17 protein-coding genes are annotated in these 15,736 nt (G+C 45.1%); 4 read left to right on the top strand and 13 right to left on the bottom strand.

Going from position 1 to position 15,736, the window contains the following annotated elements:
• The first annotated feature begins 54 nt into the window (after positions 1–54).
• From CEG13_RS08150 to thrB, 3 genes are read left to right on the top strand one after another with little or no spacing between them, the layout of a single operon-like run.
• The gene (locus CEG13_RS08150) at positions 55–1,383 is read left to right on the top strand and encodes a homoserine dehydrogenase (protein WP_100011377.1); all 1,329 of its coding nucleotides are present in this window, start codon (positions 55–57) and stop codon (positions 1,381–1,383) included.
• Positions 1,352–2,413, top strand: coding sequence for a threonine synthase (gene thrC / locus CEG13_RS08145; protein ID WP_100011376.1), 1,062 nt, complete (start codon positions 1,352–1,354; stop codon positions 2,411–2,413). Before CEG13_RS08150 ends, thrC begins: the two co-directional genes overlap by 32 nt.
• Positions 2,410–3,324: a homoserine kinase gene (thrB, locus tag CEG13_RS08140; protein ID WP_100011375.1), complete on the top strand. Its 915-nt coding sequence runs from the start codon at positions 2,410–2,412 to the stop codon at positions 3,322–3,324. The genes thrC and thrB overlap by 4 nt, the downstream gene beginning before the upstream one ends.
• A gap of 250 nt (positions 3,325–3,574) precedes the next feature.
• Here thrB and CEG13_RS08135 read toward each other — a convergent pair whose 3' ends face one another.
• From CEG13_RS08135 to CEG13_RS08100, 8 genes are all read right to left on the bottom strand, one after another.
• Entirely contained in the window at positions 3,575–3,682 is a 108-nt protein-coding gene (locus CEG13_RS08135) for a YjcZ family sporulation protein (protein ID WP_100011374.1), read from the bottom strand.
• A 291-nt stretch (positions 3,683–3,973) separates the two neighbouring features.
• Positions 3,974–4,729, bottom strand: coding sequence for a (S)-benzoin forming benzil reductase (locus CEG13_RS08130; protein WP_100011373.1), 756 nt, complete (start codon positions 4,727–4,729; stop codon positions 3,974–3,976).
• Positions 4,730–4,875: 146 nt separating this feature from the next.
• The gene (locus tag CEG13_RS08125) at positions 4,876–6,243 is read right to left on the bottom strand and encodes a dipeptidase (protein ID WP_100011372.1); all 1,368 of its coding nucleotides are present in this window, start codon (positions 6,241–6,243) and stop codon (positions 4,876–4,878) included.
• Positions 6,244–6,827: 584 nt separating this feature from the next.
• Positions 6,828–7,964, bottom strand: coding sequence for a bifunctional cystathionine gamma-lyase/homocysteine desulfhydrase (locus CEG13_RS08120; RefSeq protein ID WP_100011371.1), 1,137 nt, complete (start codon positions 7,962–7,964; stop codon positions 6,828–6,830).
• A gap of 4 nt (positions 7,965–7,968) precedes the next feature.
• On the bottom strand, positions 7,969–8,880 hold the full coding sequence (locus CEG13_RS08115; protein WP_100011370.1) for a PLP-dependent cysteine synthase family protein: 912 nt from the start codon (positions 8,878–8,880) through the stop codon (positions 7,969–7,971).
• An 18-nt stretch (positions 8,881–8,898) separates the two neighbouring features.
• On the bottom strand, positions 8,899–9,360 hold the full coding sequence (locus CEG13_RS08110; protein ID WP_100011369.1) for an S-ribosylhomocysteine lyase: 462 nt from the start codon (positions 9,358–9,360) through the stop codon (positions 8,899–8,901).
• Position 9,361: 1 nt separating this feature from the next.
• Positions 9,362–10,012 carry a class I SAM-dependent DNA methyltransferase gene (locus CEG13_RS08105; protein ID WP_100011368.1) on the bottom strand — a complete coding sequence of 217 codons (651 nt, stop codon included), beginning with the start codon at positions 10,010–10,012 and terminating at the stop codon, positions 9,362–9,364.
• Between the two features lie 268 nt (positions 10,013–10,280).
• Positions 10,281–10,952: a YhcN/YlaJ family sporulation lipoprotein gene (locus tag CEG13_RS08100; protein ID WP_100011367.1), complete on the bottom strand. Its 672-nt coding sequence runs from the start codon at positions 10,950–10,952 to the stop codon at positions 10,281–10,283.
• A gap of 168 nt (positions 10,953–11,120) precedes the next feature.
• On the opposite strand from CEG13_RS08100, the gene CEG13_RS08095 reads away from it, so the two are divergent.
• Positions 11,121–11,357, top strand: a complete 237-nt coding sequence (locus CEG13_RS08095; protein WP_100011366.1) for a YhdB family protein — start codon at positions 11,121–11,123, stop codon at positions 11,355–11,357.
• Positions 11,358–11,406: 49 nt separating this feature from the next.
• On the opposite strand, the gene CEG13_RS08090 is transcribed toward CEG13_RS08095, so the two are convergent.
• The 5 genes from CEG13_RS08090 to CEG13_RS08070 all read right to left on the bottom strand — a co-directional run bounded on the left by CEG13_RS08090 (position 11,407) and on the right by CEG13_RS08070 (position 15,716).
• Positions 11,407–12,570, bottom strand: coding sequence for an anti-sigma-I factor RsgI family protein (locus CEG13_RS08090; protein WP_100011365.1), 1,164 nt, complete (start codon positions 12,568–12,570; stop codon positions 11,407–11,409).
• On the bottom strand, positions 12,567–13,295 hold the full coding sequence (gene sigI, locus CEG13_RS08085; RefSeq protein ID WP_239984597.1) for an RNA polymerase sigma factor SigI: 729 nt from the start codon (positions 13,293–13,295) through the stop codon (positions 12,567–12,569). Before sigI ends, CEG13_RS08090 begins: the two co-directional genes overlap by 4 nt.
• The gene (locus CEG13_RS18730) at positions 13,295–13,447 is read right to left on the bottom strand and encodes a hypothetical protein (protein WP_158234662.1); all 153 of its coding nucleotides are present in this window, start codon (positions 13,445–13,447) and stop codon (positions 13,295–13,297) included. Before CEG13_RS18730 ends, sigI begins: the two co-directional genes overlap by 1 nt.
• Positions 13,448–14,068: 621 nt before the next feature.
• Positions 14,069–14,800, bottom strand: a complete 732-nt coding sequence (locus CEG13_RS08075) for a PRC-barrel domain-containing protein (RefSeq protein WP_100011364.1) — start codon at positions 14,798–14,800, stop codon at positions 14,069–14,071.
• A gap of 100 nt (positions 14,801–14,900) precedes the next feature.
• A complete protein-coding gene (locus tag CEG13_RS08070) occupies positions 14,901–15,716 on the bottom strand; it encodes a S1C family serine protease (protein WP_100011363.1) in 816 nt (271 codons plus the stop codon).
• Positions 15,717–15,736: the final 20 nt, after the last annotated feature.

The following is a 15,736-nucleotide window of genomic DNA, read 5'->3' as shown; positions in this document are numbered from 1 at the left end:
TCGTGTTTAAATAAATGAAATATACTAATTTACAGGAATATTTGAGGTGATCATGTGGGAAACAATGTGTCAATCGGCCTCCTTGGTCTGGGAGTTGTCGGTTCAGGTGTCATTAAACTGATTGAAGACCATCAGGAAAAGCTGGTACACCAGCTTGGAACGAGCGTACATGTAAAAAGTGTACTAGTTCGGAATCCGGAAAAAGCGCGTGATGTTGATTTAGAGAAAACGTTTCTAACAACCAACCCTTGGGACGTTTTAAATGACCCGGACATTGATGTGATCGTTGAAGTGATGGGCGGCATTGAGGAAGCTCGGGAATATATTTTAAAGGCATTTTCAGCGAAAAAACATGTCATTACAGCGAATAAGGATTTAGTTGCTTTACATGGACCAGAGCTTCAGGAAGCTGCTACCCGCAATAAATGTGATTTTTATTATGAAGCAAGTGTTGCCGGTGGAATACCGATTTTAAGAGGAATCACTGACGGGCTTGCCTCTGACCATATCCAGCAAGTGATGGGAATTGTGAATGGGACAACAAATTATATATTAACAAAAATGAATAATGAAGGCGTCAGCTATGAAAGTGCCCTGAAGGAAGCACAGGAGTTAGGGTTTGCAGAGGCAGATCCTACCTACGATGTAGAGGGGCTTGATGCTGCCAGGAAAATGGCGATCTTGGGACGTTTGGCATTCTCAACAGACATCGATTTGACAGATGTGGAAGTCACGGGGATAAACGGGATCGAATTGGAAGATTTGCAGTATGGTGATAAACTCGGATACACAATGAAACTTATCGGTTATGCAAACTTTGACGATCATCAGCTGGAAGTCAACGTACAGCCGACATTGCTTTCCAAGGAGCATCCGCTGGCTGATGTGAAAAATGAGTACAATGCTGTCTATGTATATGGTGAAGCCGTTGGAGAGACGATGTTCTACGGACCAGGAGCCGGAAGCCTGCCGACTGCCACTGCCGTCACATCCGATGTGGTCACCGTCATTAAAAATCTGCGTTTGGGTGTCACCGGCAATCAATTCACCGAGCCTCATTTTAAAAAGAAACTGAAAACACCTGCAAAGCGCTTTGGGCAGTACTATGTCCGGCTCCATGTAAAAGATCAGGCCGGCGTATTATCAACCATTTCCAGCTTGTTTCATGAGTTTGATATCAGTTTCAATCGGATTTTGCAAACACCTGTGAAAAAGAACGAATTAGCGGAAATCATTTTTACGACACATCAGACATCGTTGGAGAACTTCCATACCGCATTAAATGAATTAAAAAACCTGAATGAAGTCATTGACATAAAAAGTTATTATAAAGCGGAAGGAGATGGCAACATTGAAATGGCCAGGACTACTGAAACACTATAAATCATACCTTCCCGTAACGGACGAAACACCAGCGCTTACGCTTCATGAAGGGAATACACCCTTGATTCCTTTCGAATCGTTATCAGAAATGTTAGGGGTTGAACTATACGGAAAAGTAGAAGGGAATAACCCGACTGGTTCTTTCAAAGACAGGGGGATGGTGCTGGCAGTTGCTAAAGCAGCGGAAGAAGGAAGCAAGTCCGTGATCTGTGCTTCCACTGGCAATACCTCTGCTTCAGCATCCGCCTATGCTTCTAAAGCAGGCCTAAACACCATTATCGTTATTCCAAAAGGAAAAATCGCCCTTGGAAAACTTGCCCAGGCGATGATGTATGGCGCGGAAATTGTGGAAATTGACCGCAACTTCGATGAAGCCTTGAAAATCGTTAGAAAGTTAAGTGAAGAATCAGATGTCACCCTGGTCAATTCTGTGAACCCATATCGCCTGGAAGGGCAAAAAACAGCAGCTTTTGAAGTAGTCGAACAGCTGGGCACCGCCCCTGACGTTCTCGCTATCCCAGTTGGAAACGCCGGAAATATCAGTGCCTACTGGAAAGGATTCAAAGAATACCATGACAAGAAGCAAACAGGGCTTCCGCAAATGTTCGGTTTCGAAGCCGAAGGAGCTGCCGCCATTGTAAACAACAAAGTATTTCCAAATCCGGAAACTGTTGCGACAGCAATTCGGATTGGCAACCCGGCAAGCTGGGAACTCGCAGTAAAGGCAAGAGATGAATCAAACGGCCAAATCCATGCCGTGTCTGATGAAGAAATCCTTAAAGCCCAGCAACTTCTGGCTAAAAAAGAAGGTGTTTTTGCAGAGCCAGGTTCCTGTGCCTCCATTGCCGGCCTGGTCAAGCAAGTAAAAAATGGAACAATCAAAAAAGGCAGCAAAGTCGCAGCAGTACTTACCGGAAACGGGCTAAAAGACCCGCAAACTGCGATAGAACAAGTGGAGGTAGACCCGGTATCGCTGCCAAATGACGAACAAGCAGTGCTGGAGTATTTGAGGAATAAGGTGACAATATGAAGAAATTCACGGTCTCCATTCCCGCAAGCTCGGCCAACCTGGGACCTGCCTTTGACTCGGCAGGTATCGCTTTGGATCTTTATTTAACCTTGGAAGTTGCGGAAGCTGAAAAATGGGAGATTGTCAATCAGTCCCCATTTTTGCCGGCTGATATTCATTATGAAGACCATCTCATTTATCAAATTGCCAAGAAAACTGCTGGACGGCACGGGCTTGATCTGCCCCCGATTAGAATGGTTGTAAAAAGTGATATTCCATTGGCCCGCGGATTTGGCAGCAGCGCCTCGGCAGTTCTGGCAGGAATTGAAATAGCCAACCAGGCATGTAACCTTGCTTTATCCCCGGAAGAGAAGCTGGTTTATGGCACCGAAATAGAGGGGCATCCCGACAATATAGCACCAGCCCTCTTCGGGGGATTTACCGTAACCTCACAAACGTTCGGGGATGAAATCGACTGGGTTAAACTGCCCTTGCCCCATATGGATGTCGTCGCATATATACCTGCATTCGAGTTGAAAACAGAAGCGGCAAGAAAGGTGCTTCCGGACAATTTTTCCAGAAAATCAGCAACTGCTGCAAGTAGTGTAAGCAACCTCTTGATTGCTTCTTTCATATCCAGGGATTATAAACTGGCAGGTAAAATGATGGAGCAGGATTTATTTCATGAACCATATCGGTCTGAACTGGTCCCGTTTTACCATGATATTAGAAAGCAGGCAAAGGCAAACGGTGTATTCGGGACAGTAATCAGTGGAGCAGGCCCGGCAATGATCTCCCTTGCTCCAGAGCAAGAGGGCAAAAATATTGCTGAAAAAATGGCAAAACGATTCACTTACTATCAAATTACTCCATTAAAAATTGACCAGCATGGCGTTCAGGTAACCCATTCAATGGAAATGGCTGCGGAATAGTACCGCAGCCAATTTGCTGTTAAAATGTAAATATTATCACGCAAAGATGCCTTTGTATTTATTACCAATATTGGCATCATTGACTAGTTATATTTTTGATCATGCATAACTCTCATAGTTGATAGAAAATGCATTTATCCTGCCGCTGCGGAAATACCCCTCGCTTTCCGCGGGAAGCGGAATGTATTTCCGTAGCGGCAGGAGTTATGTCACATTTTATAAATTTTGCGGTAAAGCAATAAACATCCTGCTAGTAATATCCCCCGCCATATCCATTGTCGTTATAAGATGCGCCAATTATAATCAGCAAGATAAAAAGAACAACCAGAAGCGCAAAGCCTCCGTTAAATTCACCCATTGTGTTTCCCTCCTTGTTTTCCTGCCTACCACACTGTATGCAAACAAGGATAATTGGGATGGGCGAAAAGCACAGATCGCGGAAGATTAAATTACATGTTCAAAAAGGAGGATAACAAGGACCGAGAAGTTCAGATCGCGGCGCCGTTTCGAGTAGCGGAATGTATGCATTTAGATACATGAGCAGACGATTTCGCACGCAGGAAAAGTGGTTTTCTTTTCCAAGGAACGGAGAAACAAGCCAACGAAGAAATTCGATGTGTCATTGTTACCGGACTTTTTGAACATCCTTTTAGAGATAATCTTTCACATCATATATATTCCCGCTTTTGATGCCTTCATCGGTAAGAATATCTACGAGTACGCTGCCAACGCTATCCGGATCACTTAACATTTCATTCTCTTTGTATTTTTTAAATGTATCTACTGAGGCAAACTGTTCCTTCGTGCTGGAACGCAGCTTATTTTGCATCTCAGTATCCATAATCCCCGGGCTGAATGCAATAATTTTATTTCCGGTATTTAACTCCTCCTGCTCCAATGCCACGGTTTGTGTATACATATCGATGCTTGCCTTTGTGCTGCAATAAGCGCTCCATCCATAGGTCGGTCTGTTGGCAGCACCTGAGGTAACATTGGCACCTACAAGTTGGACACCCTCGGCGGTTGCTTTTTTTAGAAATAAATTTGTTAATACCATTGGTGCCGCAGTGTTAACATGGACGTGACGAAGCAAATCTTTATAATCGATATTGGCTGCCTGATCCACAGGTTCTACTACTCCCGCATTATTCACGAGATAAACCGCGGAAGGCTCCTCGGAAAAAATTTCTTTTTCCATATCATAATAAGTTTCCTCCAAGGCCGCGGTATCTGAAATGTCACAGGAATAGTGTGTATAGGTGGTATGATTTTCTTCCGCCAGCTGCGGCAGTTTACTATTTTTGCTTCGGGAAATTCCGATAACAGCTATTCCTGATTCGATAAACAGTTTAGCGACAGATTCTCCAAGCCCCTTGGAGACCCCGGTTATTACAGCGTATTTCATGACGCATCCTCCCCTTCTTCTCTTTAGATATTCATACCCCAGATTCGATAAAAAGAAACGGAGGGGCACTTTTCACAGAAAAAAATGCGCCTTCCCAGCAGCTTTTTTACTGCTGAGAAAGCGCATTGTGCAAAAACGGCTTCCTATTAGTCGTTTACTTTTTGCCAGTAATGAACCAATGTCTCCATGCCTTTATCAAAACTGTCCAGCGGGAAGCTTTCATTTGGAGAATGCAGCCGGTCCTCCGGTGTGCCAAATCCGAGCAGGACAACTGGCATTTTGTAAATTGCCTCAATCCACTCTACCACTGGAATTGAACCGCCCATGCGTACATACACCGTTTCCTTGCCAAAAGCTTCTGTCAGACTGTCAGCGGCCTTTGTAATCAATGGGTTTGTCGGCTCCACTTTATAGGCTTTTGCGGAAAGTTTTTCTTTCTTCACATCAACCGTTACCCCGGATGGAGCGACCTGTTTGACATGATCCTCGAGCAGCTGCTGTATGCGGACCGGGTCCTGTCCAGGGACTAAGCGGCAAGTAATTTTGGCTGTGGCGGTGGAAGGGATAATTGTTTTTGTGCCCTCACCCTGATAACCGCCAAAGACGCCATTCACTTCCAATGTCGGCCTTCCTTGAGTATGCTCTTTTGCTGTATAGCCTTTTTCCGAAGCAGTTGCCGGAGCACCAGTGGCTTCCGTATAGTTTTCCCCCTGCACTTCTTCGATCAGCTTCCGTTCTTCATCGCCTAGTGGTTCTACTCCGTCGTAGAATCCATCAACGGTGACTACTTCTTCCTCATTTTTCATGGAGGTCAAAATATGACCGAGTGCCATGATTGGGTTGCGGATCGCACCGCCGTAGATGCCAGAATGCAGGTCATGATCCGGTCCGGTCACTTCGATTTCCACACCGGTAAAGCCTTTAAGCCCATAAAGAATTGTCGGCTGGTTTTTGGCAACCATACCGGAATCAGAAATCACAGCAAAATCTGCGGCAAACTGATCTTTTTTGTTATTCAGGATTTCATAAAGGTTTTCACTGCCGATTTCCTCTTCGCCTTCAATGCATACTTTTACATTGACAGGCAGCTTTCCTTCTGTCTTCATATATGCCTCAAACACAGCCAGATGCATAAACACCTGCCCTTTATCATCACTGGAACCGCGCGCATAAAGCCGGCCGTCTCTCACTTCCGGCTGAAAGGGATCACTGTCCCATAAATTAATGGGATCGACTGGTTGGACGTCATAATGTCCGTAAAACAAAACGGTAGGCGCATCCTTTCCCGCCCCGTTGTATTCTGCATACACCAGCGGATGGCCGGCTGTGTCCTGCTTCATCGCCTCTTCAAACCCGATATTCTGCAAATATGTAACCAGAAAATCAGCGGCTTTGTTAATGTCATCTTTATGCGAGCTGTCCGTGCTCACACTCGGGATAGACAAAAATTCACGTAATTTCTCCAGCAGCCTGTCCCGATGTTCGTTTAAATACGTTAGCGCTTGTTCACTCATTGGTATATTTCCTCCTTTTGATTTATTTTAGCATAGTTAACGGCACTTGGCTTATCATTGGGGTGCGGATGTTTTTTTGGGAAAGTTTATTATCTAAAGATTGGGCATCTGCCATCAGTTCGTTCCACCGTATAGCGTTTGGGAATGCAGTTATTCTTCTCATCGAAAGGATTTGATGTTTTATCCACAAATCATAGACTGCGACGTAAAATCAAGGGGGGGTTATGATCGCCGCTGCGGAAATACCCTTCGCTGACTGATGTTGTTTGCGTCTTTACTGCTTGCTAAATTTAAAAGAACAACAATATACTTTTGATGGTTGATTGGAGCGGAGGGCAGCCGACTCCAGCGGGAAAGCACGAGTCTGAAGACCCCGCAGGAAGTGCACTTCTTCCGAGGAGGCTGAAGCCGTGCCCGCGGAAAGCGGCTGCCCGTAGCGGAAATCAACGTGCACTCTGTCGCAGGTATTTTCGCAACTGTGGGCGGCGGGTGATGTCGCAGATTCCATCACCTGCGAACTAGCTAACGAGCCTTGTAAAAAGCTAAAAAAGGACAGCCCCATAAGCCATCCTTTCCATTCTTCTTCAATCTTCCAAAGCCTGCTCCAAATCCTCAATTAAATCTTCCGCGTCCTCAATACCGACCGAGACACGAATCAATCCGTCGGCTATCCCCAACTCCAGCCTTCTGTCTCTTGGAATCGAAGCATGCGTCATCTTCGCCGGCACGGAAATCAGACTTTCTACAGCACCCAGACTCTCGGCCAGGGTAAAATACTTCACTTTGCTGATTACCTTTTCCGCCAGCTCTTCACTGCCAACGTCAAACGAAATCATTCCCCCGAATCCCGTTGCCTGACTGGCCGCCGTATCATGTCCCGGATGATTTTTTCGTCCCGGGTAATAAATAGTCGAAACTTTTTCGTGGTTTTCCAGAAATTCCACGATCTTTTTTGTGTTTGCTTCAATCGCTTCCATCCGGAGTGCAAGGGTTTTAATTCCGCGCATTAGCAGCCAGGAGTCCTGTGGCCCAAGGACAGCACCTGCCGAATTTTGGATGAAGTGAAGATCTTCTGCCAGCTGCTCATCATTTACCGCAACCAGTCCTGCCACTACATCACTGTGCCCGCCAATATATTTTGTCGCACTGTGCAGCACGATATCGGCGCCAACATCAAGCGGTCGCTGCCAGTACGGGGTGGCAAATGTATTATCAACAATAAGCCGCAAATTGTGTTTATCAGCAATTTCCTTCATTTTCCGGAGATCGGTAATCTTCAAAAGCGGATTGGTCGGAGTTTCAATAAACAGGGCTTTTGTATTTCCCTGAATAGCCGCTTCCACTTTTTCCGGCTGTGATGAATCCACAAAGCTATGATCCAGTTCAAAACGGTTCAGCACACTCGTCACCAAGCGGTACGACCCGCCGTAAACATCATCGGTCATGACCACATGATCTCCTGAGTTAAACAGCATCATGACCGAGGTGATTGCCGCCATCCCCGAGCCAAACGCAAACCCTGCTTTGCCGTTTTCCAGCTCTGCCGTAACAGCTTCGAGCGCCTGCCTTGTCGGATTTCCTGTCCTTGAATATTCAAACCCGCGATGCTGTCCGACAGCGTCCTGCTCATATGTGCTTACCTGATAAATCGGCACAGAAACTGCACCTGTAGCTTTATCTCCGGTAATCCCTCCATGAATCATTTTCGTTTTTTTGCGCATATGTCTACTCCTCGTAAATATTTTTGCTTAAATAACGATCACTGCCATCCGGAAAGACAGTGACAATTGTTGTACCGGCACGCGCTTTTTGTGCTTCTGCCAATGCCGCAAACATCGCCGTTCCGGAAGAGCTGCCGACAAGCAGACCTTCTTTCTTGGCAAGTTCCCCGACCAGCCGGAATGCGTCATCATCTGCTACGGTATATATTTCATCAAAAAAGTCAGGATCCATATAATCCGGCAAAAACTCCATGCCGATTCCTTCTGTCCGGTGCGGTCCCGGTCTCCCGCCGGCAATAACCGAGCCCTCTGGTTCCACAATGACTGTCTTTACCTGTGGCTGCTTTTCCTTCAAATACCTGGCAGTTCCCATAAATGTGCCGCCGGTTCCGGCACCGGCAATAAACACATCTACCTCACCTTTTAAATCTTCCCAGATCTCCGGGCCGAGCGTTTTGTAATAGGCGGCAGGGTTGGCAGGATTAGCAAACTGCTGCGGTGAATAGCTGCCGGGAATCTCCCCCAGCAGCTGCTTAGTCTTCTCAATTGCGCCGACCATTCCCTGCTCTTTTGGGGTATGCACAATTTTCGCACCAAGCGCCTTCATCAGCTGCTGCTTTTCCTTGCTGAATTGCTCCGGCACACAGTAGATCACCGAAATATTTTTATTCAATGCGGCAAGCGCCAGGCCAATTCCTGTATTGCCGGCAGTTGGTTCAATAATCGTGCCGCCCTCTTTCAGCAGCCCTTTTTTCATGGCATCATCAATTAATTCCATTCCGAGTCTGTCTTTCACACTGCCCCCCGGATTGAAAAATTCCAGCTTGGCAAACAATCGGACTCCCTCCGGCAGGGAAAAGTTCCTGAGCTCCAATAAAGGTGTCCGGCCAATCAGTTCCTGTATGGAATGATACACGGCTTCGTTCTCTCCTCTTTAGAATACTTCTTTCCACTCATTTTTGTGAGCAAGCATTTCCCGTGCGATCTCTTTTGCACCTTCCAGACTGTGGTTGGCCGCCCAGCCGCACTGAACTTCATTGCAGGCAGGCACCTCATCGGCATTGAGCACATCTTGGAGGGTTTTTTCCAGACCTTCCAGTGCTTCGTCATAATTATCATTGTTTATGATCGCTAAATAGAAACCAGTCTGGCAGCCCATTGGACTGATATCCAGCACATTGTCCAGATGATTCCGGATGTTTTCCGCCATTAAATGCTCAATGGAATGCAGCCCCGGCATATCCATATGCTCTTTATTTGGCTGCTTGAACCGAATATCATATTTGTATACCTTATCGCCATTTGCTCCTTCTGTTACACCAACCAGCCTTACATATGGCGCCTTCACCTTGGTATGGTCCAGATTAAAGCTTTCTACATTCATTTTCTCCGTCATTTTATCCGCTCCTTGTGTTTTTACTGGCAATGATCAGCCAGACAAATTCATTCATTTGCTTAAATGTTACATCAAATTGCTCTGATTCGAAAATGTTTTGCAGTTCATCCAATGTTGGATAATATTCCCGCTCGAGATCTGCGGCCAATTCCAGATGCCCCTCTTGTGTTGCCTCCTCGATTTTTGCCTGTTTTGCCGCTTCTGAATGGAACATTGTGTCGCCAAAGACAATTTTTCCATGATCCGGCAGCAGTCTGGCAAACTTGCGGACGGCCGTTTGTTTTTCCTCATTCGTCAAGTGATGAAAGGCGTACGTGCTTGTGATCATATCAATCTCTGGTAAATCGTCAGGATACTCAAGAAAATCTCCTTCGAACACGGTAAGTTTTGGCAGCTTGATTTCAGCCAGTCTACGCATCGCCGGTGATGGCTCGATGCCAATTACATGATTTCCCTGCTCCAATAATTTTTCTGACAAGTTGCCGGTTCCTACTCCGAACTCAAGCACCGTACCAAAAGCATGCCTTGTGACGGCTTCCAAAATTTCATCATAATGCTTAAAAACTTCCACATACTGCGGATCATTACCCGTCACACTCGCATCATAATGGTCAGCCCAATCCTCAAATAAATCAAGAAATTCCCGTCCCATTTTTTATTCAACTCCAGCTATTTATTAAACATAGTAAAATACTATGGATAGTATGGATTATATGCATTATTATAGCATATGTTCGTTAATAAAAGAACACATGTGATTGAAGCATTTTCTTTGTTATTGAAATTAAATTGACGGAATCGCTTCGAATTGAAGTTTCTGCTGTGGGGCGGAAGTTCACACTCTCGACCGGAAGTTATCGCTCTGTTTTTGAACACAAAAAAAACAGATGACACAGCTTTAGCTGCATCACCTGTTTTCATTAATTATTACCGTTATTTCCATCTCCCGGAAATATTCGATCAACCATGTTGCCGAACTGATCAAAGAAACCTTCGACCGGCTCTCCATTGTCCACATCGTCTACGTAATTGTTCGTTAAATCAACGAAGTCAGGATTAGTGGAAATATAAACATTCTCAATGTTATTATCGACGGACTTCACAATCTCCGTGATTTCCTGTCTGACCTCGTCCGTCAGTTCCTGTTCTTCATTGTCCTGGTTCTGGTTTCCGGTGTTGTTGTTCTGGTTCCCGGTATTCATGTTTCTGTTATTGTTATTGTTATTGCCATTAGCATCAAATCCTGCAGCGACATAAGCATTATTTCCTGTAGTCAGCACATAAGCATTGTCGATCTCGTCAACTTGCTCAGAAATTTGGTCGGCAGCCTCTTCTGCTACTTCATAACGGTTTGCGTCATTATTGTTCGCTCCGTTATTGTTGTTATTATTTCTATCCTGCCCCTCTTCTGAACCTCTTCTCATGTCGTAATCACGTTCACCGCCCATATCCGGACCGTTGTTATTATTGAAATTTTGGGGTTCGACATTCGGGTTATCTGCTGCTCCTTCATTCTGGTCATTGCCACCGTTTCCGCAAGCTGCCAGTACGAAGGCAAGTACCATGACAATACTTAAAAGTTTCCATTTCATTTGGTTAATTTCCTCCTTCCGTATTTGCGCCTTAGTATGCAGCGGAAAAAGAAAATTATACCTGAAGAAAGAAAACCTGATTTTGGCAGGAACACCATTTTTGTGTTCATCATTATATATAAAATACGGGAAAGCTATGACTACCCTTAAAGCTTGAGGAGGGGAAATATGGATATTCCGGATTACGATAAAGCGCTGTACTACACGTTGTGGGGACAGTGGGATGATCTACTCGTTTTGATGGTCCGCACGAATGATGATATGCTTTCGAAAAAAATCCAGCTTTTTCTAAATGCTTATCACTATTCGCTGGATGAGATGAAAATCATGCATCAACACGACAATCTTCTTTATTATATAGACCATGCGATGAAATATGAACCAGTTGTTTCGGTCGAAGTTTGATGAACTGGTTTAAGCTATAAGCGGCACATTCCATAAAATGTGCCGCTTTTTAGTTATGATTTTCCTTGCTTTTATCTTCTTGGCCCTTCTTTCCTTTTGCTTTATCATTTTGTTTGTTACCGCTGTCATTGGGCTTGGCCTTTCCGTTCCCTTTTCCAGGGTGTCCGTTGTTTTCTTCCTTCACCGGTGGGTTTTCTTTTATAAAAGGACCTTTGCCGCGATTATTTTTTGCCTGGGAAGCATTGTTTTCCATTAGTTCCGATGGATGCAGATCCTTGTTTGCTTTCTTATTCTTATGGCCTGGCTTCTCCTGTACTTTTTTAACTTCCGGCTGCTTGTCTTTAACCACCTGCAGCTCTGTTTCCTTTAGCTGGCTGTTGTTTGGCTGCTGCACAGGGTCCGGCTGGCTGTTTTTTTCTTTAGCAGGAATTTCTTCACGCGGATTGTTCGCTGGATGGCCATGGTCAACGCTAGGATAAAAATGATGAATAATTGCTCGTTCCTCGTCATCCAGTTTCTCTTTTCCGGAAGCTTTAGCTGCCGACAGTTGCTGCTTTTTGCCGAAAATGGATTCGGCCATTATTTCATTCATCGATCGCTCTTCTTTTTCAGCTGTTTTCCTGACATTCACGGGGACTTGAAAGGCTGCAATGTTCCAGTTATCTTCATGGGAAGAGAAATACTGCTCAATCCGTTCTTCAATACGTTCTTCGGTTTCTTCCACATTGTAGCTCACCCCGACAAGCATGTTCTTTCCATTCTCCATCAAGCCGGATTTCTCGCTTTGTTCTATAATCATCTCAATGACACTTTCCACTTTTTTGCCCTGATAATTTGTTAATGTATTCACAATCCTTGTCGCATCTTTGTTTATTGCCCTGATGGCATCAACCTGCAAATCCTTATCCACCTGCAGTTCAACACTTGGATTAAGCTCTACATTCACATAGGCATATGTCTTGGAGTTTGCCGGCGCCGTGTACACAGGCAGTATCAAACAAATCAATAAACAGGCTATGGCAAGGATCGGGATGGAGAGTTTTTTCCCTGAAGGAACATAAAGCAGCATCCCCTTTTTCGATCTAAGCGGCTGGTACCGAACCTCCACACCAATATCTGCATGCTTAATCGGCTCCGATTTTAGAAAAGCACCTTCTTTTGTCATAATGACCGTATAACGGCGATGTTTCTCCATCACAATTCCTTTTTTCATTTACCCACCCCCTTTAGATAATCCTGCAGGTAACGGTAATCTTCATCCAGGATAATAAATATTGCCAGGATAAATTTTCGGTTGCGCTCCAGGGTTTTCTTGCTGACATTGACAATTTTTAGCAAATCTTTAATTGGCAGTTTTTTCTTGTTGTACACGTACTCCCTAAGGTTAGGATCATTATACAGTACTCTTGCCGTCCGAACCGCGGAATCCCTGGCATCTCTGTGTTTTGGCGAGGATTCCACAAGATCATTCATTGTCAGCTTGTACGCTTTTAGCTTTTGTTTAAATTCGCTGATCTCTTCTTTGCGGTGCCGTGCGTCCTGCTGCTGCTCGTATTTTTCCAAAACAGCGGCAATTTCCGTCGGATTCTCCATTTTTTCCTCATCAAAACTTTCATCCAACGAGACAGCTGCCGGCCGTTTTTGCATGTAGCGAATATAATCAATCACTTTGCGCTTGATGACAAGTTTGGCAAAAGATAAAAACGAGCTTCCCCGGTCCGGCGAGTAAGACAAGATCGCCTCATTAAATGCAAACAAACCAATGCTAAACTCATCATCCCGTCTCGGGTCAATGTACCGTTTGCAAACCTCAGCAACACATTTGGCAATAAACGGCTGGTATGTCTTCAGAAGTGAATTCTGAGTGGTCTGGTCGCCGGCTTGAGCATATGCAATTCTGTCTTCCAATGTAACTTTATCAGCTGTTCCACGCATCATCAAACCGGATCACCCCCGGCCATTACAAATTTCGTATTTTTACATATTTTTTTGGGTGTTTTCATTTTATTATCAAATTGGTCAGCCGCCAGCAGAGACCGGCGATAAGTCAAAATTTCATTCATGTCATTTATCCATTTATTATATTTCATGATGATCCACCATCTTATTAGATATTTTTTATCATGTAATCATTTTTCAGTACGTATGATTCATCTTAACGCACAGCCTGTCCTGTTGCTATCTCAAATCATTTACATTTTGTTTAAAAATCCGTTACCATCCCCATTCCTGGGAAATACATGGAAATTACTTTATCTCATATGCTTTTTATAGGGTGAGGTATATTTATCGCAGTTGATGGAAAGTGCGACAGAGTGCTCGTTGATTCCCGCTACGGGCATCCGCTTTCCGCGGGAAGCTGCCGAGCCCCCTTGTGCTGGCGCACTTCGGGGTCTCGCCTAGGCTTTTTTTCCCGCAGGAGTCGGATGCCCACAGCGAAGATCAACCATCAACAAAGTGAATAGCTGTTATGGTTATAAATGTGGGAAAGTTGCAAACACATTCTCAGCGGAGGAAATACCCCGAGACTCCTGCGGGAGGAATGGCATCGGTGAGACCCCACAGCGCGACAGCGCGAGGAGGCTCACCAGCCACCCGCGGAAAGCGAGGGGTATTTCTGGAGCGGTGGATTAGTTCGCAGTTTATAGTTCTTGCGGCAACAAAAAAATGCCTCTATGCATCCATAGAGACATTTTCTTAGAAGTCTTCACTTATCTTTCAACTAAAATATCTTCCTTCTTCTCATAAACCTTATTCCGCTTCAGGGAAGCGATGGAATCTTTTACATAGATATCTTGCTCAAACCAGTCCACGGATTCGATCTCTTCCGGCCGGTAAATATAAAATTCTGTGTTTACATAGTCTTCACTGCTTTGAACAACAATATGTTGGATGTTCCTGCTTTGATCATCATACACAAAATCAACAACCATGCCGATTTTACCGTCATCGGCATGCACTTTGAATTCAAGTGTTTCCTCTTCACTGCGCAGGTCATAATCCGGTCTGGACTTTTCTGGCGGAATATCCTCACGCAGCTGCTGCTCCATCGTGCCACCCTGACCCTGATCGAAAGCAGAGGTGACTGGCCCATTATCAGGGCCCCATCTGGCATCTGTCATCCAGTGTCTGGTCCAGCCGTAATAACCGATCAGCGAAGTTTCCGCTTCCCTGGTTACCGGCCGGTCTTCCGGAATTGGCGGGCTGTTGCGAACGTGTTCTTTGTCATATTCCACTTCCAGTTTTTTGTCTGCCTCATTGAAATTGACGAATGTCTCCGGAGAAAGCAGCACTTTCCGGCCCGGAAGCCATTTTCGTGTATCGACAATCGCATAGCGGATTGCCCAGTTCTTGTCATCAAAATAAAGATCTTTAATTTTTCCCATTTCTCCATCTGTCGCATCGATATTATATTCTTTTAGATCCGATGTAAAAAACAGCATGGATTTGCCTCCTTCAGCTCTTCAGCTTATTATATAATCCTAATACCCTGAAGTAAGAAAAATTAAACGAAAACTAGTTCACAGACATTGCCAGGCGCCCTTACCGGAGTTCATAAAATAGATCAATCGGCACAAACAAACCAACCCGTCCATGCTCATCATGATTTAACGTAGCAAAAATGACACCAATCACCTTTCCATCCGGTGTAATCACCGGGCTGCCACTGTTTCCGCGATATACTGGCGCTTCCAGCATCAGTACCTCTTCTTCCCAGTCATCCAGCAGGATCGGGCCGACAATCGTCCCTTCATTGGCAATTCCGTCAAACCTTAGCGGGTTCCCAACAAAGTAGACTGGTTCTTCGGCGTCGGCATCTGCTTCATTCGCAAGCTCCAAATGAGGAAACGACGTATCGGCCTCTGTCTTTAGTACAGCAAGGTCAATCGACGGATAGGTTTCCTGCACTTCCGCATGGAACAATCCCTGTTCCGGGAAGGCAACTGTAACTGTTTCTTCCCCTTCAATCACATGATGGTTGGTAAGAATCGTCCCATCTTCACGAAAAGCAAATCCTGTCCCCTTTCCGTCTTCGGTTTCCACGACGACGACCGCCTCTTTATATGCCTGGATATCCTCTTGAGTAGACAGTTGTGCAGAAGTAATTAGAAAGTCAATCGCCGGAATAGAGAAGGTCCGCGGCAGGAGTGCTGCCACATTGAAAACCATCACAATCGCGATGAGCCAAAACGCCCACTTGGGAAATGGACGTTTCGGTTTGGGCTCTTTTTCTTCCCTTGCCCTTGCCAGTGCTTTCTGCCGTTCTTCTTCCACCAGCTCATACAGTTCTTCCTCATCAAGCTCTTCATATAAATCGTCATCAATCACATCTTGTTTATGATCGTTTTCTTTGTCCATATGCCACCCCGGGTTTTGAC

The sequence above is a fragment of the Lentibacillus sediminis genome (assembly GCF_002763455.1).
Taxonomy (GTDB): domain Bacteria; phylum Bacillota; class Bacilli; order Bacillales; family Amphibacillaceae; genus Lentibacillus_D; species Lentibacillus_D sediminis_A.
Note: the sequence above shows the minus strand (reverse complement) of the source record. Positions and strands in the feature narration are given on the sequence as shown.

Coding starts and splice junctions, on each gene's coding strand:
- thrB (WP_100011375.1), top strand. CDS start 2,410: ATGAAGAAATTCACGGTCTCCATTCCCGCAAGCTCGGCCAACCTGGGA.
- CEG13_RS08135 (WP_100011374.1), bottom strand. CDS start 3,682: ATGGGTGAATTTAACGGAGGCTTTGCGCTTCTGGTTGTTCTTTTTATC.
- CEG13_RS08130 (WP_100011373.1), bottom strand. CDS start 4,729: ATGAAATACGCTGTAATAACCGGGGTCTCCAAGGGGCTTGGAGAATCT.
- CEG13_RS08125 (WP_100011372.1), bottom strand. CDS start 6,243: ATGAGTGAACAAGCGCTAACGTATTTAAACGAACATCGGGACAGGCTG.
- CEG13_RS08120 (WP_100011371.1), bottom strand. CDS start 7,964: ATGCGCAAAAAAACGAAAATGATTCATGGAGGGATTACCGGAGATAAA.
- CEG13_RS08110 (WP_100011369.1), bottom strand. CDS start 9,360: ATGACGGAGAAAATGAATGTAGAAAGCTTTAATCTGGACCATACCAAG.
- CEG13_RS08105 (WP_100011368.1), bottom strand. CDS start 10,012: ATGGGACGGGAATTTCTTGATTTATTTGAGGATTGGGCTGACCATTAT.
- CEG13_RS08100 (WP_100011367.1), bottom strand. CDS start 10,952: ATGAAATGGAAACTTTTAAGTATTGTCATGGTACTTGCCTTCGTACTG.
- CEG13_RS08095 (WP_100011366.1), top strand. CDS start 11,121: ATGGATATTCCGGATTACGATAAAGCGCTGTACTACACGTTGTGGGGA.
- CEG13_RS08090 (WP_100011365.1), bottom strand. CDS start 12,570: ATGAAAAAAGGAATTGTGATGGAGAAACATCGCCGTTATACGGTCATT.
- sigI (WP_239984597.1), bottom strand. CDS start 13,295: ATGATGCGTGGAACAGCTGATAAAGTTACATTGGAAGACAGAATTGCA.
- CEG13_RS18730 (WP_158234662.1), bottom strand. CDS start 13,447: ATGAAATATAATAAATGGATAAATGACATGAATGAAATTTTGACTTAT.
- CEG13_RS08075 (WP_100011364.1), bottom strand. CDS start 14,800: ATGCTGTTTTTTACATCGGATCTAAAAGAATATAATATCGATGCGACA.
- CEG13_RS08070 (WP_100011363.1), bottom strand. CDS start 15,716: ATGGACAAAGAAAACGATCATAAACAAGATGTGATTGATGACGATTTA.